At 58.6% G+C, this 22,965-nt stretch carries 20 protein-coding genes; 9 read left to right on the forward strand and 11 right to left on the reverse strand.

All coding sequences use genetic code 11. The annotated features are described in order from the left end of the window. Positions 1-54 precede the first annotated feature (54 nt). Genes CMQ96_RS04555 through narI form a run of 4 tightly spaced genes read left to right on the forward strand, consistent with a single transcriptional unit; the run spans position 55 to position 6,708 of the window. A complete protein-coding gene (locus CMQ96_RS04555) occupies positions 55-3,795 on the forward strand; it encodes a nitrate reductase subunit alpha (protein ID WP_098066086.1) in 3,741 nt (1,246 codons plus the stop codon). After that, complete coding sequence (gene narH / locus CMQ96_RS04560; RefSeq protein WP_049090359.1) at positions 3,792-5,336, forward strand: nitrate reductase subunit beta; 1,545 nt, start codon at positions 3,792-3,794, stop codon at positions 5,334-5,336. The genes CMQ96_RS04555 and narH overlap by 4 nt, the downstream gene beginning before the upstream one ends. Next, positions 5,336-6,031: a nitrate reductase molybdenum cofactor assembly chaperone gene (gene narW / locus CMQ96_RS04565; RefSeq protein WP_004138128.1), complete on the forward strand. Its 696-nt coding sequence runs from the start codon at positions 5,336-5,338 to the stop codon at positions 6,029-6,031. Before narH ends, narW begins: the two co-directional genes overlap by 1 nt. Beyond that, entirely contained in the window at positions 6,028-6,708 is a 681-nt protein-coding gene (narI, locus tag CMQ96_RS04570) for a respiratory nitrate reductase subunit gamma (protein ID WP_004138129.1), read from the forward strand. The genes narW and narI overlap by 4 nt, the downstream gene beginning before the upstream one ends. Before the next feature lie 129 nt (positions 6,709-6,837). Here narI and nhoA read toward each other — a convergent pair whose 3' ends face one another. From nhoA to CMQ96_RS04590, 4 genes are all read right to left on the reverse strand, one after another. Then, positions 6,838-7,683, reverse strand: a complete 846-nt coding sequence (nhoA, locus tag CMQ96_RS04575; RefSeq protein ID WP_098066089.1) for an N-hydroxyarylamine O-acetyltransferase — start codon at positions 7,681-7,683, stop codon at positions 6,838-6,840. Between the two features lie 76 nt (positions 7,684-7,759). Continuing rightward, positions 7,760-9,415 (reverse strand): iron ABC transporter permease, encoded by a 1,656-nt coding sequence (locus CMQ96_RS04580; RefSeq protein ID WP_098066092.1) that lies wholly within the window; start codon positions 9,413-9,415, stop codon positions 7,760-7,762. Between the two features lie 156 nt (positions 9,416-9,571). After that, positions 9,572-10,540, reverse strand: a complete 969-nt coding sequence (locus tag CMQ96_RS04585; protein WP_004138132.1) for an ABC transporter substrate-binding protein — start codon at positions 10,538-10,540, stop codon at positions 9,572-9,574. Next, positions 10,537-11,241 carry an ABC transporter ATP-binding protein gene (locus CMQ96_RS04590; RefSeq protein ID WP_162685325.1) on the reverse strand — a complete coding sequence of 235 codons (705 nt, stop codon included), beginning with the start codon at positions 11,239-11,241 and terminating at the stop codon, positions 10,537-10,539. The genes CMQ96_RS04585 and CMQ96_RS04590 overlap by 4 nt, the downstream gene beginning before the upstream one ends. A 211-nt stretch (positions 11,242-11,452) precedes the next feature. On the opposite strand from CMQ96_RS04590, the gene CMQ96_RS04595 reads away from it, so the two are divergent. Then, entirely contained in the window at positions 11,453-12,034 is a 582-nt protein-coding gene (locus tag CMQ96_RS04595; RefSeq protein ID WP_024358247.1) for a flavin reductase family protein, read from the forward strand. A gap of 145 nt (positions 12,035-12,179) precedes the next feature. Here the strand turns inward: CMQ96_RS04595 and CMQ96_RS04600 are convergent, their stop codons facing one another. Next, positions 12,180-13,001, reverse strand: coding sequence for a helix-turn-helix domain-containing protein (locus CMQ96_RS04600; RefSeq protein ID WP_004138139.1), 822 nt, complete (start codon positions 12,999-13,001; stop codon positions 12,180-12,182). 203 nt (positions 13,002-13,204) lie between these two features. On the opposite strand from CMQ96_RS04600, the gene CMQ96_RS04605 reads away from it, so the two are divergent. Genes CMQ96_RS04605 through CMQ96_RS04615 form a run of 3 tightly spaced genes read left to right on the forward strand, consistent with a single transcriptional unit; the run spans position 13,205 to position 17,833 of the window. Continuing rightward, a complete protein-coding gene (locus tag CMQ96_RS04605; RefSeq protein ID WP_064342630.1) occupies positions 13,205-14,776 on the forward strand; it encodes a family 78 glycoside hydrolase catalytic domain in 1,572 nt (523 codons plus the stop codon). 26 nt (positions 14,777-14,802) lie between these two features. Beyond that, positions 14,803-16,185, forward strand: a complete 1,383-nt coding sequence (locus CMQ96_RS04610) for a glycoside-pentoside-hexuronide (GPH):cation symporter (protein WP_049086333.1) — start codon at positions 14,803-14,805, stop codon at positions 16,183-16,185. Between the two features lie 43 nt (positions 16,186-16,228). Continuing rightward, positions 16,229-17,833, forward strand: a complete 1,605-nt coding sequence (locus CMQ96_RS04615) for a carbohydrate porin (protein WP_049131182.1) — start codon at positions 16,229-16,231, stop codon at positions 17,831-17,833. Positions 17,834-17,873: 40 nt separating this feature from the next. Here the strand turns inward: CMQ96_RS04615 and CMQ96_RS04620 are convergent, their stop codons facing one another. From CMQ96_RS04620 to CMQ96_RS04645, 6 genes are all read right to left on the reverse strand, one after another. Then, entirely contained in the window at positions 17,874-18,320 is a 447-nt protein-coding gene (locus CMQ96_RS04620) for a hypothetical protein (protein WP_049103126.1), read from the reverse strand. A gap of 79 nt (positions 18,321-18,399) precedes the next feature. Then, the gene (gene nadS / locus CMQ96_RS04625; RefSeq protein ID WP_004138143.1) at positions 18,400-18,696 is read right to left on the reverse strand and encodes a NadS family protein; all 297 of its coding nucleotides are present in this window, start codon (positions 18,694-18,696) and stop codon (positions 18,400-18,402) included. 75 nt (positions 18,697-18,771) lie between these two features. Continuing rightward, positions 18,772-19,089, reverse strand: a complete 318-nt coding sequence (locus CMQ96_RS04630; protein ID WP_004138145.1) for a type II toxin-antitoxin system RelE/ParE family toxin — start codon at positions 19,087-19,089, stop codon at positions 18,772-18,774. A gap of 246 nt (positions 19,090-19,335) precedes the next feature. Next, complete coding sequence (gene pptA / locus CMQ96_RS04635; protein ID WP_049086003.1) at positions 19,336-19,563, reverse strand: tautomerase PptA; 228 nt, start codon at positions 19,561-19,563, stop codon at positions 19,336-19,338. A 68-nt stretch (positions 19,564-19,631) separates the two neighbouring features. After that, positions 19,632-20,249, reverse strand: a complete 618-nt coding sequence (locus CMQ96_RS04640; protein ID WP_049090420.1) for a glutathione S-transferase family protein — start codon at positions 20,247-20,249, stop codon at positions 19,632-19,634. Positions 20,250-20,349: 100 nt separating this feature from the next. After that, positions 20,350-21,354, reverse strand: coding sequence for a LacI family DNA-binding transcriptional regulator (locus CMQ96_RS04645; RefSeq protein ID WP_004138163.1), 1,005 nt, complete (start codon positions 21,352-21,354; stop codon positions 20,350-20,352). A gap of 304 nt (positions 21,355-21,658) precedes the next feature. On the opposite strand from CMQ96_RS04645, the gene CMQ96_RS04650 reads away from it, so the two are divergent. Beyond that, positions 21,659-22,855: an L-talarate/galactarate dehydratase gene (locus tag CMQ96_RS04650; protein ID WP_004138165.1), complete on the forward strand. Its 1,197-nt coding sequence runs from the start codon at positions 21,659-21,661 to the stop codon at positions 22,853-22,855. Positions 22,856-22,965: the final 110 nt, after the last annotated feature.

Here is a 22,965-nt window from a genome sequence, read left to right on the forward strand (position 1 = left end):
AACGGGATCGTAAGGTCTTGTCAGGCCGGACATTATCGAAGCAGGAGAAATGTCATGAGTAAACTACTGGATCGCTTTCGCTACTTTAAGCAGAAAGGCGAGAGCTTTGCCAACGGTCACGGCCAGGTGTACAACACCAACCGCGACTGGGAGGACAGCTACCGTCAGCGCTGGCAGTTCGACAAAATCGTCCGCTCAACGCACGGCGTGAACTGTACGGGCTCCTGTAGCTGGAAAATTTACGTCAAAAACGGGCTGGTGACCTGGGAAACCCAGCAAACCGACTATCCCCGCACCCGTCCTGACCTGCCGAACCACGAGCCCCGCGGCTGCCCCCGCGGCGCAAGCTACTCCTGGTACCTGTATAGCGCCAACCGCCTGAAGTATCCGCTGGCGCGTAAGCGGCTGATTGCGCTGTGGCGCGAAGCGCTGGCCCAGCATCCGGATCCGGTAGAGGCGTGGGACAGCATCATGCGCGACCCGGTAAAAACCCTTAGCTACAAGCAGGTTCGCGGCAAAGGCGGGTTTATCCGTTCAAGCTGGAAGGAGCTGAACCAGCTGATCGCCGCCGCCAACGTCTGGACCATCAAAAACTACGGCCCGGACCGGGTGGCGGGCTTTTCGCCGATCCCGGCGATGTCGATGGTCTCTTACGCCGCCGGTACCCGCTATCTGTCGCTGCTCGGCGGCACCTGCCTGAGCTTCTACGACTGGTACTGCGACCTTCCCCCCGCCTCGCCGATGACCTGGGGCGAACAGACCGACGTTCCCGAATCCGCCGACTGGTACAACTCCAGCTATATCATCGCCTGGGGCTCCAACGTCCCGCAGACCCGGACGCCGGACGCCCACTTTTTTACCGAAGTGCGCTACAAGGGCACCAAAACCATCGCGATAACCCCGGACTTTTCGGAAGTCGCCAAGCTCAGCGACCAGTGGCTGGCGCCGAAACAGGGTACCGACAGCGCGCTGGCCATGGCGATGGGCCAGGTGATCCTTAAAACCTTTCACCTCGATAACCCCAGCGATTATTTTCTCAACTACTGCCGCACCTACACCGATATGCCGATGCTGGTGATGCTTGAACGCCGCGAGGAGGGTTTCTACGTTCCCGGCCGCATGTTGCGCGCCGCCGATCTGGTTGACGATTTGGGCGAAAGCAACAACCCGGAGTGGAAAACCGTCGCTTACAGCAGCACAGGCAATCTGGTTGCCCCTAACGGCTCAATTGGCTTCCGCTGGGGAGAGAAAGGCAAATGGAACCTCGAACAGCAGGCCGCCGGGCAAGCGATTGAACTCTCGCTGTCGCTGCTGGATAGCCGTGATGACGTGGTAACGGTGGGTTTCCCCTACTTCGGCGGCAACGAAAACCCGCACTTTCGTAGCGTTAAGCAGGAGCCGGTAACCCTGCATCAGCTGCCGGTTAAACAGCTGCCGCTGGCCAACGGCGAAACCGGCCTGGTGGTCAGCGTCTATGATCTGATCCTCGCCAACTACGGGCTCGATCGCGGTTTAGACGATCCCAACGCCGCGCAGGACTTCGGCGAGATGAAAGCTTATACCCCGGCGTGGGCCGAACAGATAACCGGCGTCCCGCGCCAGCACATCGAGCAGATCGCCCGTGAATTTGCCGATACCGCGCACAAAACCCACGGGCGGTCGATGATTATCCTCGGCGCCGGCGTCAACCACTGGTACCACATGGATATGAACTACCGGGGGATGATCAACATGCTGGTATTCTGCGGCTGCGTCGGCCAGAGCGGCGGCGGCTGGTCGCACTACGTTGGCCAGGAGAAGCTGCGCCCGCAAACCGGCTGGCTGCCGCTGGCGTTCGCCCTTGACTGGAACCGCCCGCCGCGCCAGATGAACAGCACCTCTTTTTTCTACAATCACGCCAGCCAGTGGCGCTATGAGAAGCTGACTGCCCAGGAGCTGCTGTCGCCGCTGGCCGACGCCAGCCAATTCAGCGGCAGCCTTATCGACTTTAACGTCCGTGCCGAACGCATGGGCTGGCTGCCCTCCGCGCCGCAGCTGGGCGTCAACCCGCTGACTATCAAGGAACAGGCCGCCGCTGCGGGTCTTTCCCCTGCCGACTACACCGCCCAGGCGCTGAAGTCCGGCGAGATCCGCTTCGCCTGCGAACAGCCGGATAACGGCAAAAACCATCCGCGTAATCTGTTTATCTGGCGCTCTAACCTGCTGGGCTCTTCCGGCAAGGGCCACGAGTATATGCTCAAATATCTACTGGGTACCGACAGCGGTATTCAGGGCGATGAGCTGGGCGCCAGCGATAACGTGAAGCCCGAAGAGGTGGAGTGGCAGACCGCGGCCATCGAAGGCAAGCTCGACCTGCTGGTGACCCTCGATTTCCGCATGTCCAGCACCTGCCTGTTCTCCGATATCGTTCTGCCGACCGCCACCTGGTATGAAAAAGACGATATGAACACCTCGGATATGCATCCGTTTATCCACCCGCTGTCGGCCGCGGTAGATCCGGCCTGGGAATCACGAAGCGACTGGGAAATCTACAAAGATATCGCCAAAACCTTCTCCGAGGTCTGCGTCGGCCACCTCGATAAAGAGACCGACGTGGTGCTGGTGCCGCTGCAGCACGACTCCCCGGCGGAGCTGTCGCAGCCCTTCGAGGTGCTGGACTGGCGGAAAGGCGAATGCGAGCTGACGCCGGGTAAAACCGCGCCGTCGATCGCCGTGGTTGAGCGTGATTACCCGGCGACTTACGAGCGCTTCACCTCCCTTGGCCCGCTGCTCGACAAGCTGGGCAACGGCGGCAAAGGCATTACGTGGAACACCCAGAGCGAAGTCGATTTCCTCGGCAAGCTGAACTACGTCAAGCTGGACGGCCCGGCGAAAGGCCGCCCGCGCATCGACAGCGCCATCGACGCCTCGGAAGTGATCCTCGCCCTGGCCCCCGAAACCAACGGCCAGGTGGCGGTAAAAGCCTGGCAGGCCCTCGGCGAATTTACCGGCCGCGAGCACACTCATCTGGCGCTGAACAAAGAAGATGAGAAGATTCGCTTCCGTGATATCCAGGCCCAGCCGCGCAAAATCATCTCCAGCCCGACCTGGTCAGGACTTGAGAGCGAGCATGTTTCGTACAACGCCGGCTATACTAATGTCCACGAGCTGATCCCCTGGCGCACCCTTTCCGGCCGCCAGCAGCTGTATCAGGATCATCCCTGGATGCGCGCCTTTGGCGAAAGCCTGGTGGTTTATCGTCCGCCGATTGACACCCGCAGCGTCAGCCAGATGAAAGCGATCCCGCCCAATGGCTTCCCGGAAAAAGCGCTCAACTTCCTGACGCCGCACCAGAAATGGGGCATCCACTCCACCTACAGCGAAAACCTGCTGATGCTGACTCTGTCGCGCGGCGGGCCGATCGTGTGGATCAGCGAAACCGACGCCCGCGAGCTGGGTATCGAAGATAACGACTGGATCGAGGCCTTCAACGCCAACGGCGCGCTCACCGCCCGCGCGGTGGTCAGCCAGCGCATACCTCCGGGCATGACCATGATGTACCACGCCCAGGAACGCCTGATGAATATTCCGGGCTCGGAAGTCACCGGCCGGCGCGGCGGGATCCATAACTCGGTGACCCGCGTGTGCCCGAAACCAACCCATATGATCGGCGGCTACGCCCAGTTGGCTTACGGTTTCAACTATTACGGCACCGTCGGCTCCAACCGCGATGAGTTCATCATGATCCGCAAAATGAAAAATATTGACTGGCTGGATGACGAAGGTCGCGATGGGGTACAGGAGGCGAAAAAATGAAAATACGCTCACAGGTCGGCATGGTTCTCAATCTTGATAAATGCATCGGCTGCCACACCTGTTCCGTCACCTGTAAAAACGTCTGGACCGGACGCGAAGGGATGGAATACGCCTGGTTTAACAACGTCGAAACCAAACCGGGCATCGGTTATCCGAAAAACTGGGAAGACCAGGAGGTATGGGAAGGCGGCTGGGTGCGCGACGTTAATGGCAAAATACGCCCGCGTCTGGGCGGCAAAATGGGCGTCATCACCAAGATCTTCGCCAATCCGGTGATACCGCAGATTGACGACTACTATGAGCCGTTTACCTTTGATTACCAGCATCTGCACAACGCACCGGAGGGCAAACATCTGCCTACCGCCCGCCCGCGCTCGCTTATCGACGGTAAACGGATGGATAAAATCATTTGGGGGCCCAACTGGGAAGAGCTGCTCGGCGGCGAATTTGAAAAGCGCGCCCGCGACCGTAACTTCGACAAGATTCAGAAGGAGATGTACGGCCAGTTTGAAAACACCTTCATGATGTATCTGCCGCGCCTGTGCGAGCACTGCCTGAATCCGAGCTGCGTCGCCACCTGCCCGAGCGGCGCCATCTACAAGCGTGAAGAAGACGGCATCGTGCTGATCGACCAGGACAAATGCCGCGGCTGGCGTCTGTGCATCAGCGGCTGCCCGTACAAAAAAATCTACTTCAACTGGAAGAGCGGCAAATCGGAGAAGTGCATCTTCTGCTACCCGCGTATCGAGTCCGGACAGCCCACCGTCTGCTCGGAAACCTGCGTCGGACGTATTCGCTATCTCGGGGTGCTGTTGTACGACGCCGACCGTATTGAAGAAGCCGCCAGCACCGAGCGCGAGATCGATCTCTACGAGCGGCAGTGCGAGGTGTTCCTCGACCCCCACGACCCGGCGGTGATTGAAGAAGCGCTGAAACAGGGGATTCCGCACAACGTGATTGATGCCGCCCAGCGCTCGCCGGTGTACAAAATGGCGATGGACTGGAAGCTGGCCCTGCCGCTGCATCCGGAATATCGCACCCTGCCAATGGTCTGGTACGTGCCGCCGCTGTCGCCGATTCAGTCCTACGCCGACGCCGGCGGTCTGCCGAAAAGCGACGGCGTGCTTCCGGCCATCGAAAGCCTGCGTATTCCGGTGCAGTATCTCGCCAATATGCTCAGCGCGGGCGATACCGGCCCGGTGCTGCGCGCGCTGAAGCGCATGATGGCGATGCGTCATTACATGCGCTCGCAAACGGTGGAAGGCGTCACCGATACCCGCGCCATCGAGGAGGTGGGCTTAAGCGTTGAGCAGGTCGAGGAGATGTACCGCTATCTGGCGATCGCCAACTACGAGGACCGCTTCGTGATCCCGACCAGCCACCGCGAAATGGCGCGCGACGCTTTCCCCGAGCGCAACGGCTGCGGCTTTACCTTTGGCGACGGCTGCCACGGCTCCGACAGCAAATTCAACCTGTTCAACAGTAGCCGTATCGATGCCATCAACATCACCGAAGTGCGCGATAAAGCGGAGGGGGAATGATGCAAATCCTCAAAGCGATCGGCCTGCTGATGGAGTACCCGGATGAGTTTCTTTGGCAGTGCAAGGAGGAGGTGCTGAGCATGGTGCGTCGCGACGCCCCCCTGCTCGACGACTTCGCCGCGGCGATGCTGAATGCCCCGCTGCTGGACAAGCAGGCCGAATGGTGCGAAGTGTTCGACCGGGGCCGCGCCACGTCGCTGCTGCTGTTTGAACATGTTCACGCCGAGTCTCGCGATCGCGGCCAGGCGATGGTCGATCTGCTCGCCCAGTATGAAAAAGCGGGCCTGGTGCTCGACTGCCGCGAACTTCCCGACCATCTGCCGCTGTATCTGGAATACCTCAGCATATTGCCGGAAGCCGAAGCCCGCGAAGGGCTGCAAAACGTCGCGCCGATTCTGGCCCTGCTGGGCGGGCGGCTCAAGCAGCGCGATACGCCGTGGTACCTGCTGTTTGACGCCCTGCTGAACCTTGCCGGAAGCCCTCTTTCAAGTGACAGTGTCACGAAGCAGGTCAAGCAAGAAACACGGGATGACACCCGGCAGGCGCTGGATGCGGTCTGGGAAGAAGAACAGGTGAAATTTATCGAAGACAACGCTACGGCCTGTGACAGCTCACCGTTACAGCAATATCAACGACGCTTTAGCCAGGACGTGGCGCCGCAGTACGTCGACGTCAGCGCGGGAGGCCCGAAATGATACAGTACCTGAACGTCTTTTTTTACGACATCTACCCCTACATCTGCGCGACGGTCTTTTTCCTCGGCAGCTGGCTGCGCTACGACTACGGTCAGTACACCTGGCGCGCCTCCTCCAGCCAGATGCTGGATAAACGCGGGATGGTAATCTGGTCGAATCTGTTCCATATCGGCATACTCGGCATTTTCTTTGGCCATCTGTTCGGCATGCTAACGCCGCACTGGATGTATGCCTGGTTTTTGCCGATTGCGGTCAAGCAGCAGATGGCGATGGTGCTCGGCGGCGTGTGCGGCGTTCTGACGCTGATTGGCGGCGCGGGGTTGCTCTGGCGCCGTCTGACCAACCAGCGCGTGCGCGCCACCTCGACGATGCCGGACATTATCATTATGAGCATTCTGCTGATTCAGTGTCTGCTCGGGCTGAGCACGATTCCTTTCTCGGCGCAGTATCCTGACGGCAGTGAAATGATGAAGCTGGTTGGCTGGGCGCAGGGCATCGTGACTTTCCGCGGCGGCTCGTCTGAAATGCTCAGCGGCGTCGCCTTTGTCTTCCGCGTGCATCTGGTGCTGGGGATGACGATTTTCCTGCTGTTCCCGTTCACCCGCCTGGTTCACGTCTGGAGCGCGCCGTTTGAATATTTCACCCGCCGCTACCAGGTGGTGCGTTCAAGACGCTGAGCAAAATCGGCAATCATCCCGGGTGACGGCGTCAACGCCTAACCCGGGCCACAGGAGCCTGTAGCCCGGCTAAGCATCGCGCAAGCCGGGTAACATCAACGTTTGACAGCCAATGGTTCTGTACGATGTTTATTTTCCGGCCTCGGGATGGGTATCAAACGCCGCCATCACCGCCGCCAGCTCCGCTTCGCTGAAGCCGTATTTGGCATCATCGACGCCGAGACCAAAACGCGTTTTCAGCGCTTCATACAGCGCCGGAACATCCGCTAAATCCAGCTTTTCGACCACATGGTTTTTATCCCAATGGGTAAAGTGGAAATTGGTCAGCGTCATCTTGCCGCCGTCCGGTAAATGGCGGCACATCAGCAGATGGTGGCGGAAGTGCGACTGCGGCCAGTGCGCCGACCAGAAGTTGCCCATCACATAGTCAGCAGCGTACTGGCGACCTAAATCAAAATGGTACATCGACTGCCAGTGGCCGTGATGGCTAAACAGCAGCGCCCACTCATCCCCTTCGTAAATCAGACGATACTCGCCGTGCGGCGTGGCTTGTTCAATATCCGCCAGCAGCTTAATCGGCGCGGTGAGGGTCTGGCCGCCGAAGCCGACGTCGGCAATCCAGCGTTCACCCTCCACGTCCACCAGCAGCAGCCGGTGGGTTCGCGGCGGCATATGCGGCGGATTGGCCAGCACCACGCGGCCCAGAAGGCTGCGCACGTTAAAACCGATCTCGCGCAGCGCCCTCTCGAGCAGGCCGTTTTGCTCAAAGCAGTAGCCGCCGCGGCGACCATGAATCAGCTTATCCTCAAGGGTACGATCGTCGAGATGAATCTCTCTGGGCAGCAGCACATCGAGATTCTCAAAGGGGATGGCGCCATTATGATGGATATGTAGTTCGCGCAGGGTGTTCAGAGATACATCCGGGGTGCCCACCCAGCCCAGGCGAGAAAAATAGGCGCTTAAAAAGGGACTCATCAATGCCTCCAGCAATCGGTGTCCGACATTTATAGCCTTTTTTTGTCGCCTGATGGCGTATTTTGTGCGATCGGCGTTATTCGCGCGCGCCCCGCTGCATCAACGCCAGCGCGCTGAGCATCAGCCCCAGACCGGTAAACAACGTCAGCGAGGCCATCGCCATGCCTTGTCCTGGGGATCCCTGCTCAAACTGACGCCAGATAAACACCGCCACGGTTTGCGTCCCGGCGGGGGCCAGCAGCAGCGAGGTCACCAGCTCGCGTGAGGCGATGGCAAACACCATCAGCATCGCCGCCAGCAGCGCCGGAAAGACCAGCGGCAGGACGATCAGGCGCAGCGCCTGCAGGGGCGTGGCGCCGTGCACCCGCGCGGCGGGCTCAAGGTTATGACCAAGCTGGCGCAGCGCGCTGCCAACGTAGCGCACCGGCCACGGCAGCAGTAGACAGCAGTAGGACAGCAGCAGCATAAACCCGGTGTTGTAAGGCGACACCGGCCAGAACGGCTGGTTCCACAGCAGAATCAGCCCGACGCCGACCACCACGCCCGGCAAAGCCGCCGGCATCAACGACAGCGCATCGACGATCGCGCTGCCCTTCATTTTCTGCACCAGCACCAGCCATGCCGCCAGCAGGCCAATGACGCCGACAATCAGCGCCGAAGCCAGCGCCAGCGAAAGGCTGGTGCCCAGCGCCGACAGCGCGTCGCCCTGCTGGGCAAACAGCGCCGTGAAATGGCGGAGGGTAAAGTTATCGCCATGAATACCGCCCGACAGGGTACTCATCAGGCTGGTCAGCACCATCGATGCTCCCGGCAGCATCACGGCCACGCCCCCGACGCTCGCCATTAACAACGTCGCAGGAAGCGCCAGCCAGCCCAACTCCGCCCCGCTATTCTCTCCCGGTTTGCCGGTGACGCTGGTGACCTCTTTATCGCCTGTCAGCCGTTTTTGCAGCCACCAGGCCAGCAGCGCCACCGCCATCAGCAGCAGCGACAGCAGCGACGCGCCGGGGAGATCGATAGGCCAGTCGGCGAGCTTTTTCTCAATTCCCACGGTGAGCATCAGCAGACCCGCGCGCGGCCCGAGGGCCGCCGGAACGCCGTACTCTTCAATCGCCAGGGTAAACGCCAGTAGCATCCCCGCCGCCAGCGCCGGTGAAAGCATCGGCAGCGTGATGTGCCAGAACGCCCGCCAGGCGCTGGCCCCGTGCACCCGAGCGACGATCGCCAGCCGCTGACCGCTCGCCAGCAGGCTGCGCGAAACGGCAAAATAGACCACCGGGAAAATATTGAGCGTCATCACCAGCACGATCCCGCTGCGGCTAAACAGCAGATCGTTGAGATCCCAGCCGGTTAGCTGTTGCAGATAGCCGTTGCTTTGCAGCAACAGCGTCCACGCCAGCGCAGCGATATAGGGCGGCGTAAGAAACGGGATCAGAAACAACACATCCCACAGCCGCGGCAACGGCACATTAAACAACCCGCGCAACACGCCCAGCGGCAGGCCGATCAGCACGCTCATCAGCGCCACGCCGCAGGCCACCCACAGGGTACCGCCGAGCATCATTGGCAGCTGCGGGTCGGCAATCAGCGCCGCCACGCCGTTAAACGCGCCTTCCAGCGATCCGGCGCTAAACCGGGGGAAAATCGCCTGCAGAATAATAAAGAGCAGCGGCAACGCCACCAGCACCAGCAGCACCGCCAGCGTGCCAGCGGAAATCAGTTTCTGTTTCACGGTATTTTCCTGGATACGATCTTACCCGGCTCGCGCTGCGCTTAGCCGGGCTACAGGGTCACAGCCATCTGCGGTCCGGTAGCCCGGACAGGCGCGCCAGCGCCGCCTCCGGGGAATGTGCCGGGGCAAATTTTCGCAGCCCCGGGCAAAATCGGTTTACTGGGCGAAAAGCGTATTAAAGCGGGAAAGCACCGCGCTGCGATCGCTCTTGCCATCGCTGACGGTTGGCAGAATTTTTAGCTCGTTGAGCAGCGGGCGCTTCGCCGGAACATCGCTGCGGGCGGGCATCAGCCAGGCATCGGCGACCCGGGCCTGGCCTTCCGGCGACAGCACATAATCCACGAAGGCTTTTGCATCGTCAGCATGCTGGCTGGTTTTGAGGATCATCATCGGCCGCGGAGCAATCACCGTGCCGCTGGCCGGGAAAATCACCTTCAGCGATTCGCCCTGATCGATATTGCCGTATGACACATAATCGACCGCGCCGAACACCGCCGCTTTCGCCCCCTGCATCACCGGCGTCACCGCCTGGGCGTTCGGCCCGCTAACCACCATGCCGTTGTTTTTTAAATCGTCAAACAGCGCCCATGCTTTATCGCCCATGCCATTCTGTAACCCGATCAGCAAATCCAGCGATGCGCCGGAAAGCGCCGGGTCCGGCGTCGTCACTTTGTTTTTGAACGCCGCTTCGGTCAGGTCGCGCCACTCTTTCGGCTCCGGGGTGCCGCTTTTGCTGTTCCACACAATCCCCAGCGCCGAAATACCCTGGGCAACGTAATCGGCGGATTTCAGGTTGGCCGGAACCTTATCGGCGTTGGCGCTCTGGTACGGCAGCAGCCAGCCGCGATGATGGAGATCCTCCGCCGTATCCCACGAAGCGGAGATCAGCACATCCGCCTGCGGGTTAGCCTGTTCGGCCTCAAGACGCGCCATCACCTTGCCGGTGGTGGCCTGGAAAATATTCACCTTAACGCCGGTTTTCTGCTCATACCCGCTGGCGAGGCTTTTCGCCAGCGAGCCCGGACCGGCGGTATAAACGGTGAGCGCGTGGGCGCTGGAAATCATTGTGGCGGACAACATCATCGCGAGCACGGCTCCTTTCTTAACGGTCATAACGGCTTTCATGCGGGTTCCCCTGAGGATGAAGAAACGGCGCGGACGGCGGCAACGCAGCCCGCGGATAAATGCACAATCTTGTCGGCCAGCAGTTCGGCTTCGCGACGGTCGTGGGTGACGTAGACGGCGGTGATGCCCAGCTGGCGCAGCAGGCGGCTCATTTCGATGCACAGCGACTCGCGCAGCTCGCTGTCGAGATTGGAGAGCGGCTCGTCGAACAGCAGCACGCGCGGTTCGGCGACGATGGCGCGGGCCAGCGCGATGCGCTGCTGTTGGCCGCCGGAAAGCCCTGACGGTTTGCGGTCGGCGAAGCCGCTGAGGCCGACCAGCGCCAGCGCCTCCTCGACCCTATGCTGACGTTGCTGACGCCCGACGCCGCGCATGCGCAGCGGAAAAGCCACGTTCTGCGCCGCCGTCATATGTGGCCACAGGGCGTAATCCTGGAAGACCATGCCGAGATCGCGCTGCTCCGGCGGCATCCCCCAGCCGGCTTTCGCCACCAGGCGATCGCCAAAGTGAATGCTGCCGCTGGCGGGTACGGTTAATCCGGCGAGCAGGCGCAGCAGCGTGCTTTTACCGCAGCCCGAAGGCCCCAGCAGCGCAACAGTGCTGCCCGCATCGATATGCAGATCGATCTGATTAAGCACGGTGTGGGCGCCGAAGGCGAAAGAAACGCCGTCGAGTTTAATGCTGGTCAGCGCGCGCATTATCGCCCTCCCCGATGGGAAAGCGAGGCTCTGCCCGCGGTCAACATCCGCCGGCGCGCGCTCACCTGAGATAAATTCAGGGGAGCTAACATCTTGTTATCCTCTTTGGGACTTAGTGACGCCGACTATAGGGAGCCTCGATGACGTATTGATTACATTTTCATTGCGGATTAACGTGTTGTCTGGCATCAGACCCATTTACCAAGGAACGCATATGAGCCGTTTTCGCCACGTGGAACTCCAGTACGCCAGTCGCCTGCTCAACCATGGCCCGACCATTCTGATAACCAGCTATGACGCCCCGTCTCAACGCCGCAACGTTATGGCCGCCGCGTGGTCGATGCCGGTGGAGTTCGCCCCGCCGCGGCTGGCCATCGTGGTGGATAAAAGCGCCTGGACACGGGAAATTATCGAGCGCAACGGCACCTTCGGCATCGTCGTCCCCGGCGTCGAAGCCGCCAGCTGGACCTACGCGGTCGGCAGCATCAGCGGGCGCGATGAGGATAAATTTAACGCTTATGGTATTCCGGTGGTGCAAGGCCCGGAGCTGGGATTGCCGCTGATTGAAGAAAAGTGTCTGGCGTGGATGGAGTGCCGACTGCTGCCGGCAACGGCGGCTCAGGAGCAGTACGATACGCTGTTTGGCGAAGTGGTTTCCGCCGCCGCCGATGAGCGCGCCTTCGTCACCGGCCGCTGGCAGTTCGACGACGATAAAATTAATACCCTGCATCATCTCGGCACCGGCAACTTTGTCGCCAGCGGTCGCCACGTCCGCGCCAATACCCCGGAAGAGTAGGCTCCCTCATTGACGCAGGCGCGGTTAGCGGCCTGCGCGCTTCATCCCGGGGGCGGCGCAGAGCGCCTTGCTCGGGCTACCGGACCGCAGACCGCTGAGGGCGCGTAGCCCGGACAGATGCGCAGCATCGCCTCCGGGGAGAGAACTACCGCTGCAAACGACGCCGGTCTTCGCTGGGAGTCAGGCCAAAAACCTTTTTATATAAGGTGGTAAAGTGATTGCTGTTGGCAAAACCGCATAAATAAGCCACTTCGGTGATCGTCATATCGGTTTCGCGTAATTTTACGCGCGCCGAAACTAATCTCAGCCGCTTTAAATAATTATCCGGGGTCAGTCCCGTCGCCTCTTTAATATGACGAAAAGCGGTCCGCGTAGTCAGATGAAATTTATCCGCCAGCTGCTGCCAGTTATGTTCTTCAAAACAGTGCTCCTGTAGCCAGGTCAGCAGCTTATGCAGCTTATATTTGGTATTACTGTATTCGGCTTCAGTTTCCGCATGCAGAATCGTCGTTACCAGCTGGAAAAACGCGGCTTCTCTCAGGGCGATATTTCCTGCCTGCCGCAGCTCGCGTGAAAAGATTTTGTCAACCAGCTCCTTGCAGGTATGGCGGGTGTCCGGAGCCAGCCAGCCGTAACAGGCGGCCTTCCGCGCGGAGAAGGTCTGCAATAACGTATCGAGCTGCTGTAAATAATGGAACTCAACCAGTGGGTTAATCAATACGTTAATTAACTTCAGCGTTCCCAGCTCATCATAATAATGTACATCGCCCGGCTGAACGTAAAAAACGTCCCCCTGTTGAATATATAATGGCCGGCCATTAATAACGTGTAAACCGTGTCCTTGCTCAACGATCACCAGTTCAGCAAATTCGTGACTGTGTTCATGGCTATTATCTTCCGGGTCACTGGCGTACATCCCCAACTTATCCTGCGGATGGGTGAAATAATACTCAACGGTTAACATCATCGATTAAGTCCAAAACGACATACGGTGCACGGGCAAGATAATGCATTTCACCGGCGGCCACGAGTCAGATTTGTGGAATTGTGATCGCCAACCCGCCCACCCCATTATCAGTGCCATTTTGTCAAATGCATTGGCATTGCCAGAGTGGTTGCCGTGGGCGGCGGCGTCTTATGCTGCGGACAATTAAACACAGAGGACGCAGTATGTCACAGGCAATTCAGCATAATTCTCAGGTCACGATGACTCGCCACCCGCATTTTTTACGCATCGCCGAGGCGCTCCGGCCCGCGCTGCGCCGTCAGGCGCATCTGCCGAGCGCGGTGGTGGAAGCCCGCGCCGACGCCGCGGCGCTCTTTGGCTGGCGCGCCGAGCCGGTGAGCACCCTGGCCGCGTTTTACCAGCGCGAGCTGACCAGCGGCGATAGCGTCATTATTGATTTTGGCAGCCACTACGTTGGTTACCTGCATTTTCTCTGCCGGAGCGCCGGGAGCCCGCCGGACGCTCCGGCCCATCTGCAGTTCACCTTCGGCGAAACGCTGAGCGAAGTGTGCGAACCGTTCAGCGATTATCAGGGCTGGCTCAGCAGCAGCTGGCTGCAGCAGCAGGATCTGTGGCTCGATGTCCTGCCCGCCGAAGTTGACCTCCCGCGTCGCTACTGTTTCCGCTACCTGAAGGTGGAGGTCAAAGCCGTTTCGCGCAAGTTTCGTCTGCAGTTTGACCAGATCCAGGTTAATGCCGTTACCTCAGCCAGCGGCGCATGCCCGGCGGCGACCACCTCCGACCCGCAGCTCCAGGCCATCGATAGCATCGCCGTTTTGACCCTACAAAACTGCATGCAGGAGGTGTTTGAAGATGGGCCCAAACGCGACCGCCGCCTGTGGCTTGGCGATTTACGTCTGCAGGCGCTGGTGAACGATGTCACCTTCGCCCGCCACGATCTGGTGCGCCGCTGTCTGTACCTTTTCGCCGGGCATACTCGCGAGGACGGGATGGTGTCGGCCAACGTGTTCGTCCAGCCGGATGTCGTTGCGGACGATACCTTTCTGTTTGATTATTCATTGTTTTTTGTCGACGTTCTTTATAACCATTGGCAAAGCGCCGAGGACGTTGAAACGGCCCGCGAGCTGTGGCCCACGGCGCGCCGTCAGGTAGAGCTGGCGCTAAGCCGCTGCGGCCCCTCCGGTATTGTGCGCGATAGCGACGACTGGTGGGTGTTTATCGACTGGCAAGCGTCGCTGAATAAACAGGCGGCGGCGCAGGGCGTGCTGATTTACTGCCTGCAGCGCGCGGTCTGGCTGGCGGAACGCTTTGAGCCTGAATTAGCCGCCCGCTATCGCACCCGTTTACAGCAGCTTAAAGCGGCGGCGCTTGATTCGTTCTGGGACGAGCGGCAAGGCTTCTACATTAGCGGCCCGCTGCGCCAGGTCTCATGGGCATCGCAAATCTGGCTGGTGCTGGCGGAAGTCGGCACGCCGCAGCAGAGACGGGAGATCATGCGCAACCTGGAGAAAAATCCCCCCGCCATCGCCATGAACACGCCGTACCTGCGTCACCACTATATCGCCGCCCTGTTGCAGTGCGGGCTGCGGGATGAAGCGATTGCGCAGATCAAGGCCTACTGGGGTGCCATGGTCGACTACGGCGCCGATACTTTCTGGGAAATCTTCGACCCGGCGCATCCTGACTTTTCCCCTTATGGCAGCAAACTGATCAACAGTTACTGTCATGCGTGGAGCTGCACCCCGGCCTGGTTTATTCGCCAGTACGGACTTTAACAACAACGATAAGCGAGTTTATTTTTATGGCAGAAACAACCTTTACCCTATGGCGGCAGCGCCTTGGCTATGGCATCGCCGACCTCTCCTGCAACCTTGTGTGGCAGATGATCTCTCTTTATCTGATGTTCTTTTACACCGACGTGATGGGGCTGCCCGCCTATTACGTTGGCCTGATGTTCCTCGTTACGCGTCTGGTGGACGGCGTTGCCGATGTGCTGATGGGGTTGGTTATCGACAACACCGCCACCCGCTGGGGACGCTGTCGTCCATACCTGCTGATCGGCGCACTTCCCTTTGGACTGCTGTGTATTCTGGCCTTCTACGTGCCGGATTTCGGCACCACCGGTAAGCTGATCTACGCTTTTATCACCTATCTGTGCCTGTCGTTTCTCTATACCCTCGTCAACATTCCGTTCTGCGCCATGCTGCCGTTTCTGACGAACGACTCGCGCGAACGCACCACGCTGTCGGCGGTGCGTATCCTGCTCGGCTCGCTCGGCGCAACCATTGTCGCGGTCGCCACTCTGCCGCTGGTTAGCGCGCTGGGGAAAGGCAATCAGCAGCACGGTTTCTTCTATACGGCGGTGGTTTTCGGCGTTATTGCCACCTTTTTCCTGCTGGTGAGCTTTCGTAACGTTAAAGAAAATATCAGCATTACCCAGGAGCGCATGACTTTAAAACGCGCCTGGGTCAGCCTGCGCGCCAACCGGCCATGGTTCGTCTTCGCCATTAATATTTTCCTGATGTGGGGCGCGTTCTTCTTCCAGACCGGGGCGCTGGTCTACTTCTTCCACTACTACGTCGGCAATAACGATCTCACGGCGATCGTCGCCGGGATCTCCACCTTCGTGCCGCTGCTGGGTACCCTCACCGTACCGCTGCTCGCCAGCCGCATGAAAAAACGCCACGTCTACCTGGTGGCCAGCGCGATCAACCTGGTCGGCATGGGCATGATGATGGCGGCAGGCGTTAACAGCTGGGGGCTGATCGCCGGCGCGGTGGTGCTATCGCTCGGCGCCGGACAGCGCACGGCAATTTACTTCTCCATGCAGGCCGATCCGGTGGATTACGGGGTGTGGAAAACCGGCATCAATACCGCTGGCATTTTGACCTCTATCAACGGTTTTCTTGGCAAAGTGGCTATGGCGGGCGCGGGCGCTATTACCGGGGTACTGCTCTCATCCGGCGGCTATATCGCCAACCAGGCCCAAAGCGATGGCGCGATGCTGGCGATTAAAGCCTGCTACCTCTATATCCCGGCGCTGTTGATTGTCGCCTCGATGCTGTGGATAGGCCGTTTCTACCGCCTCGACGACCAGTACGAGCAGATCCGCGCCGACCTTGATGCCGGACGCCGCGCGCCGTCGGATGCGTCATCAGTCGCCGGAGAAAACCACGCCCTGTAAGGCGCTGCATACCCTTCATACCTCTGAAAAAATAAGGATTAATATGCGTATCTCTTTGATTAGCGCAGCGGTTTGCTGCGCCCTTTTTTCAGCTTACGGCGCGAGTGCGGCCCCGCTCAGCGTTGAACAACGTCTGGCGCAGCTGGAGGCCCGGCTTAACCATGCGGAGCAGGAGGCCGGAGAGGCCAAGCGTCAGGCGCAGCAGGCGGAGCTGCGCACCAGCGCGGCAGAACAGCGCGCGGCGGCGGCGGAAAAACAGGTGCAGACGTTAAGCCAGCGCACCGATGCCACGGAGCAAAAGCAGCAGGCTGCCGACAAACAGCTGGCGAAAACCCGCCTGAGCGATGGCTTTGAATTTAACGCCTACGCCCGCTCCGGAATGCTGGTCAACAGCCACGGCAAAGGCGCGCGCGGCGGTCCGGGGATCTCGCCGGCCAGTTCGCTCAACGGTGACGCCCATGTTGGCCGTCTCGGTAACGAGAAAGATAACTACGTCGAGCTGAGCTTCGGCAAGAAAATGACCTTCAGCGACGGGTCGTGGGCGCACTTTAAAACCATGCTGGCCGACGGCGCGACCAACCCGGATCCGTGGGTGCAGGATAACGATAGCCATCACCTGAACGTGCGCCAGCTGTACGTCGAGATGGGCAATTTCGCCGATTTTTCCGGGCCGTTCAGGAACGCCTCCATCTGGGCGGGCAAGCGTTTCGACCGCGATAACTTCGATATCCATTTTACCGATAGCGATATTATGTTCCTCGGCGGTACCGGCGGCGGGATCAATGACGTCAACTGGAACAGCGCGCTGCGCGGCGACTACTCGGTTTATGCGCGCAGCTTTGGCGATCTGGGTAGCGATAACTATGAAGATAACGATATCCAGAACCTGATGTTCACCGCCAACCACTTCTGGAACAACTGGCAGCTAATGACCACGGCAATGACCGCGCAGGGTAACGATTCGCTAAAGGATAATACGTCGACGACCGGCAGCTACGCCCTGCGCAGCGATAATACGGCGAAGAACGGCTACTATGCGATGCTGGCGTATCACGATAAACAGCGGTTCTACGGCCTGGCGCCAGGCGTATCGGAGAGCGCCCTGCAGTACGGCGGCGGACTGGGCGCCGAGGCGCGGCAGCCCGGCAGCGATGGCGATCTTACTGAAAACGCCAAATCTCTGCGCTTTGCGTCCTACGGTATTTTGCCGCTGGGCAAAAACTGGCAGCTTGCGCCATCGGTTATCGCCCAGCATAGCGAAGATCGCTACCGCGACGGCGACCGCTACGATTGGGCGACCTTCAACCTGCGGGTTTCGCAGGGGATCACCCGCAACTTCGCCCTGCTGTACGAGGCGTCCTGGCAATATATGGACCTCAATCCCCATGGACGAACCTATCGCTACGACAGCGGCGTGCATCAATACCAGGCGGTGAGCGGCGATTTTTACAAGCTGACCTTCGCCCCGACGTTCAAAGTGGGCGATGTATTGGATATTAAAGCGCGACCGGAGATTCGTTTCTTTGTGACCTGGATGAACTGGGATAAAGATCTGGAACGCTACGCAATTAACGATGATTTCGGTAGTAAAGGCTTTACCGCCGGGGGGAACTGGAACTTCGGGGTACAGACGGAGATTTGGTTTTAATAAAGTTGCCCGTCCGGGGCAAACGCCTGGACGGGTTTATTTAAATACACGCTGTAACTTTATCGCTATGCCAGTTCTGTATGAAGTAAAATAAACTAATAAAATAAAAACCATAACAGGCTAAAAAGATAAAGGTTGTTTTTATAATTCCAACAAGTGACTTTCGTTTTTTCTCAACGATGAGAAGATCGTCAAACCTTTCTTGCTGTTGTTCTGGTGTTAAATTATTAAGTATTTTATTTTTTATATCATCGTGAATCTTTTTAAACGTTCGCTTTTCACCTGGAAAGCTACCGTGTAGAAGAAACAAAAAAATAAAGAAAAGCATAACGAATGCCAATATCCGAATACTGGGCTCAGTTACCCCCCAGCATCCAAGGGTAGCAATAAACAACCAGATACCATGAGTGTTTGCTCGCGCTCTAAACCTATCAATATGAGTGCTGTATTTCTCGATTTCTTTCAAAATAGAATCATTGGCTTCCATACATAATACTCTCCTTTTTAAATGTCCTCGGTTACGAAAGGGTGCAGATCCTGCCATTTTCGTTGCGAAGCGTAACGATTCAAATAACCTTCAACAAATTGATAATCAATGGATTGCCCTGAAGCAATAAAAGCAGCTTTCTGGATGCACCGGTTGGATGACGTCGTTTCGTTTCCCAGCTTTTAACTAGCTCATAGCTAACGCCAACGGCGGCGGCGAAGTCCTGCTGTTTTAAACCTGTGGCTTCGCGTATCGCTTTCACATCAACTTCGCTGAAGGTATGAACGTGGTGCACCTTCGGCGTTTGTTCACCCTTCTCAATCCTGACCATCTCTTCTGCACTAGCCAGCAGATCGGCAAACAATTCGTCTTTCATATACACCTCAGTTGGCTCTCTGGCGCTATCGATGTTTCAATCATTAATAGCTCAGCCTCACTTTATGTTTATTGGCTAGTTTAATAACTCAGCAACCTGCCTTAACATCTTTTTCTGCTCCTGGCTTAATTCATCCTGTTCATTTTTAGGATAGATGAGCGCCAGGTAAATTCTTCCCTTTATCGTTACATTATAGTAAATCACCCGCACGCCGCCGCGCTTGCCCGTTCCGGGACGACTCCAGCGGATTTTACGAAAACCTCCGGTTCCCGAAATGGTGTCACCTGCCTCAGGATCATTGATCAGGATTTCCTGAAAGGCCCGAAATTCATCATCCGGTAACAGCACCTGGCGTCGTTTACTGAAGCCTTGTAGTTCAATAAAAGTAAACATCTCATTCCCTGATGTCCTTACGACTTACCAGACAATATACATGTACTGTGTACAGTAATCAAAGGATTTTATGTACCCGGTACATTGTGACGCGTTGGCCCAGGACAAGACGTATCGCTCATGACCTGGCTTCAGTGCCCACGCTCCCGGGGGCGGCGCAGAGCGCCTTGCCCGGGCTACCGGATCGCAGACCGCAGGGGGCGCGTAGCCCGGACAGATGCGCAGCATCGCCTCCGGGGGCCCGGATTACATGCTGTAACCCGGCTTCTTAATCAACTGCTCCATCTGCGGGGCGATTTCGCTGTCCCAGACCTGCTGCCAGTCGCTCGGATCCACCTGCTGCAGGGCCACGCTCACCGAACTCTCTTTGCTGTTCAGATGGCGAATCAACACCTCGGTAATATCGGCGGCCAACGCCGTTTTTTGTTCATCATTCAGCTCGCGGGGAAAACATTTAATATCAACGTGCGGCATAGCAGGCTCCTTATTGTCAGGACAATAAAGCTATCATAGCAGGCGACGTTCAGTTCTCATTTTGTGCTTTAAATCAGCTCGTTGCGACGCAGCACGGATTGGAGTTTGGGATGGCGATACACCGCATCCGCCACGGCGACGAATTTTGGCGTATGGGCCGCAAACCACTCCCGGCGCGGGCCCCAGGCGCACATCGCCGCGATATAGCAGTCGAGCAGGGTTATCTCCGCGCCCAGCGCATACGGCGCGGCGGCAAGCTGCTGCTCCAGCCACAAATAAAGCGATTTACGATAGCGGATGCAGCTTTCCCGCAGCTGCTCTGGCGCATCGGCGGCCCAGCGTTCGGGGTAATCCGCAAAGGTAAAGGTGGGATAAACGTTCGCCACCAGCCAGATGAGCAGACGCTGAAAGGCATGCCGCTGCGGCGATCCCGGCGCAGGAGCCAGATCCGGTCGAACGTCGAGGATCATCAGGGCAATCGCCGCGGATTCGGTCATCACGCTACCGTCTTCAAGCGTCAGGGTCGGCACCTGACACAGCGGGTTTATCTGTTTGAGGCGGTCGCGCTGCGGGCCCGGCTGGTCAAAGCCCTCAACGTTGACAAAATAGTACGGGATATCGGCCAGCGTCAGCATCAGTTCGCTAATTGTCGACCCCCAGCCGGGTACGCCATAGACGGTGATCATGTTCTGCGCCCTCGTGAATTCGCCGCACAGGAGCGCGGCGGCGGCAGGTTTAGCCATGTTGCAGTATAGATTCGATCGCGCGATGCCGCTATAGAACGCCCTACGCCGACTCCCGCGCCACCAGGTGAAAGCCGATATCAATAATCACGTCCCCTTCACCGCCGCCTTCGATGCGGTCGGCGAGCAGCGTGGCCGCCTGCTCGCCGATGGCGTGACGGTCGACGCTGACGGTGGTGATCGCCGGACGGTTGCTGGCGGCGAAGTCCAGATCGCCAAAACCGATCACCGCCAGATCCTGCGGCACGCGCAGACCCCGGCTTTCGGCTTCCATAATCGCCCCCTGGGCAAGGGTATCGGAGCTGCAGACGATAACGTCAAATTCGCCGCCAGCGAGCAGCTCGGCCAGGCCGCGACGCCCCAGCGCCAGTGATGCCGGAAGCGGCACTTCGACCTGCGGCGCATCGTCAATGCCGTTTTTGGCCAGCCGTGCGCAGAGCCCCTGCTTTCGCAACGTCGCGCGCGCGTCGCCGGCCCACAGCAGACCCGGTCGGCGGTAGCCTTTTTCCAGCAGATACTCGCCAATGGTTTCACCGACTTTTTCATGCGAAAAACCGACCAGCATATCCAGCGGCGTCGGGGTGAGATCCCAGATCTCCACCACCGGCGTAGCGGCGTTGAGAATCGTCTTCTTCAACGCCGGGGCGTGCTGAATGCCGGTCAACACGACGCCATCCGGACGCCGGGAGAGTAAGGTTGCGACCAGCTCGGCTTCGGTCTGTCGGCTGTAGCCCGCCACGCACAGCAGCATATGGTAGCCGCGCGCCGCCAGGGTATCGCTCAGCGCCTGGATGGTATCGACAAACATATTGTTGTTAATTTGCGGCACCACCACGGCCACCAGCTTACTGCGCCTGGAGGCCAGGCCGCCGGCCAGCGCATTGGGGATGTAGCCCGTCGCCTGCACCGCCTGCATCACTTTCTCGACCGTTTTTGGCCGTACCAGCTGCGGCGTATTCAGCGCCCGACTGACCGTCATCGATGACAACCCGGCGCTGCGGGCAACGTCATCCAGCGTCGGCGCGCGCGTCGGTTTTCTGCTTTTCACGACTAAGCCCCTGTGTTGAGTCGTTTCCTGTGGGCATTATTGATGATGGCCCGCGCAATTGCCAGCGCCCTCCGGGACATCTCTAAGAGAATCAACGACCTGAAAAACAAAATGTTATCGCTATCATTATGCTTTGTAAGTTTTCACAAACCTTGTTGGATCGTGACCTGCGCTGCATAATTTCACTCGTTATAACCGCTAATTGTGATCGTTTGTACAAATTAAAATCACTGTCGTAGCGTAAAGACAATTCCAGGATTAAAAATGTTAGCGCAAACATTTTATCACTAAAAAGGAACTGACTATGACCTCGAGTGCTAATTCCGAGTCCGTGACCTACGCCAAAGCTTCCGGCGTCAAAACCGCCGCTGAGACCGGTGACCGTATTGAACACGTCAAACTGTCGCTGGCTTTTCTGCCGCTGGCGACCCCCGTCAGCGATGCAAAAGTTCTGACCGGTCGACAAAAGCCGCTGACCGAAGTGGCGATTATCATCGCCGAAATCCGCTCCCGGGACGGTTTTGAAGGCGTCGGCTTTAGCTATTCCAAGCGCGCGGGCGGCCAGGGCATTTACGCCCACGCCAAAGAGATCGCCGATAATCTGCTCGGCGAAGACCCGAACGATATCGACAAGATCTACACCAAACTGCTGTGGGCTGGGGCTTCCGTAGGCCGCAGCGGTATGGCGGTACAGGCCATCTCCCCTCTCGATATTGCGCTGTGGGATATGAAAGCCAAACGCGCCGGACTCCCGCTGGCGAAGCTACTCGGCTCGCATCGTGATTCCGTCCAGTGCTACAACACCTCCGGCGGCTTCCTGCATACCCCGCTGGATCAGGTATTGAAAAACGTGGCTATCTCCCGCGAAAACGGCATTGGCGGGATTAAGCTGAAAGTCGGTCAGCCGAATACCGCTGAGGATATTCGTCGTCTGACGGCGGTGCGCGAGGTGTTGGGCGATGACTTCCCGTTAATGGTCGACGCCAATCAGCAGTGGGATCGCGAAACCGCTATCCGCATGGGGCGCAAAATGGAGCCGTTCAACCTGATCTGGATTGAAGAACCCCTTGACGCTTACGACGTTGAAGGCCACGCGCAGCTCGCCGCCGCGCTGGATACACCGATTGCCACCGGCGAGATGCTGACCAGCTTCCGCGAACACGAGCAGCTGATCCTCGGCAACGCCAGCGACTTTGTCCAGCCGGACGCCCCGCGCGTCGGCGGGATCTCCCCGTTCCTGAAAATTATGGATCTGGCGGCGAAGCACGGTCGCAAGCTGGCCCCGCACTTTGCGATGGAGGTGCACCTGCATCTCGCCGCCGCCTACCCGCTCGAGCCGTGGCTGGAGCATTTCGAGTGGCTGAACCCGCTGTTTAACGAACAGCTGGAGCTGCGCGACGGGCGGATGTGGGTTTCCGAACGCCACGGTCTGGGCTTCACCCTGAGCGAACAGGCCCGCCGCTGGACCCAGCAAAGCTGCGAGTTTGGTAAACGTCCTTAACAGAATTCCCCGGATGGCGGCGTAAACGCCTTATCCGGGCTTGTATGATTAACCCGTCAGAAAGAACCGGCCAGTTCTCTCTGATGGCGGTCCGGATGCCGTGTCCGGGC

It is taken from the genome of Klebsiella sp. MBT K-1 (assembly GCF_002556465.1).
Taxonomy (GTDB): Bacteria; Pseudomonadota; Gammaproteobacteria; order Enterobacterales; family Enterobacteriaceae; genus Klebsiella; species Klebsiella grimontii.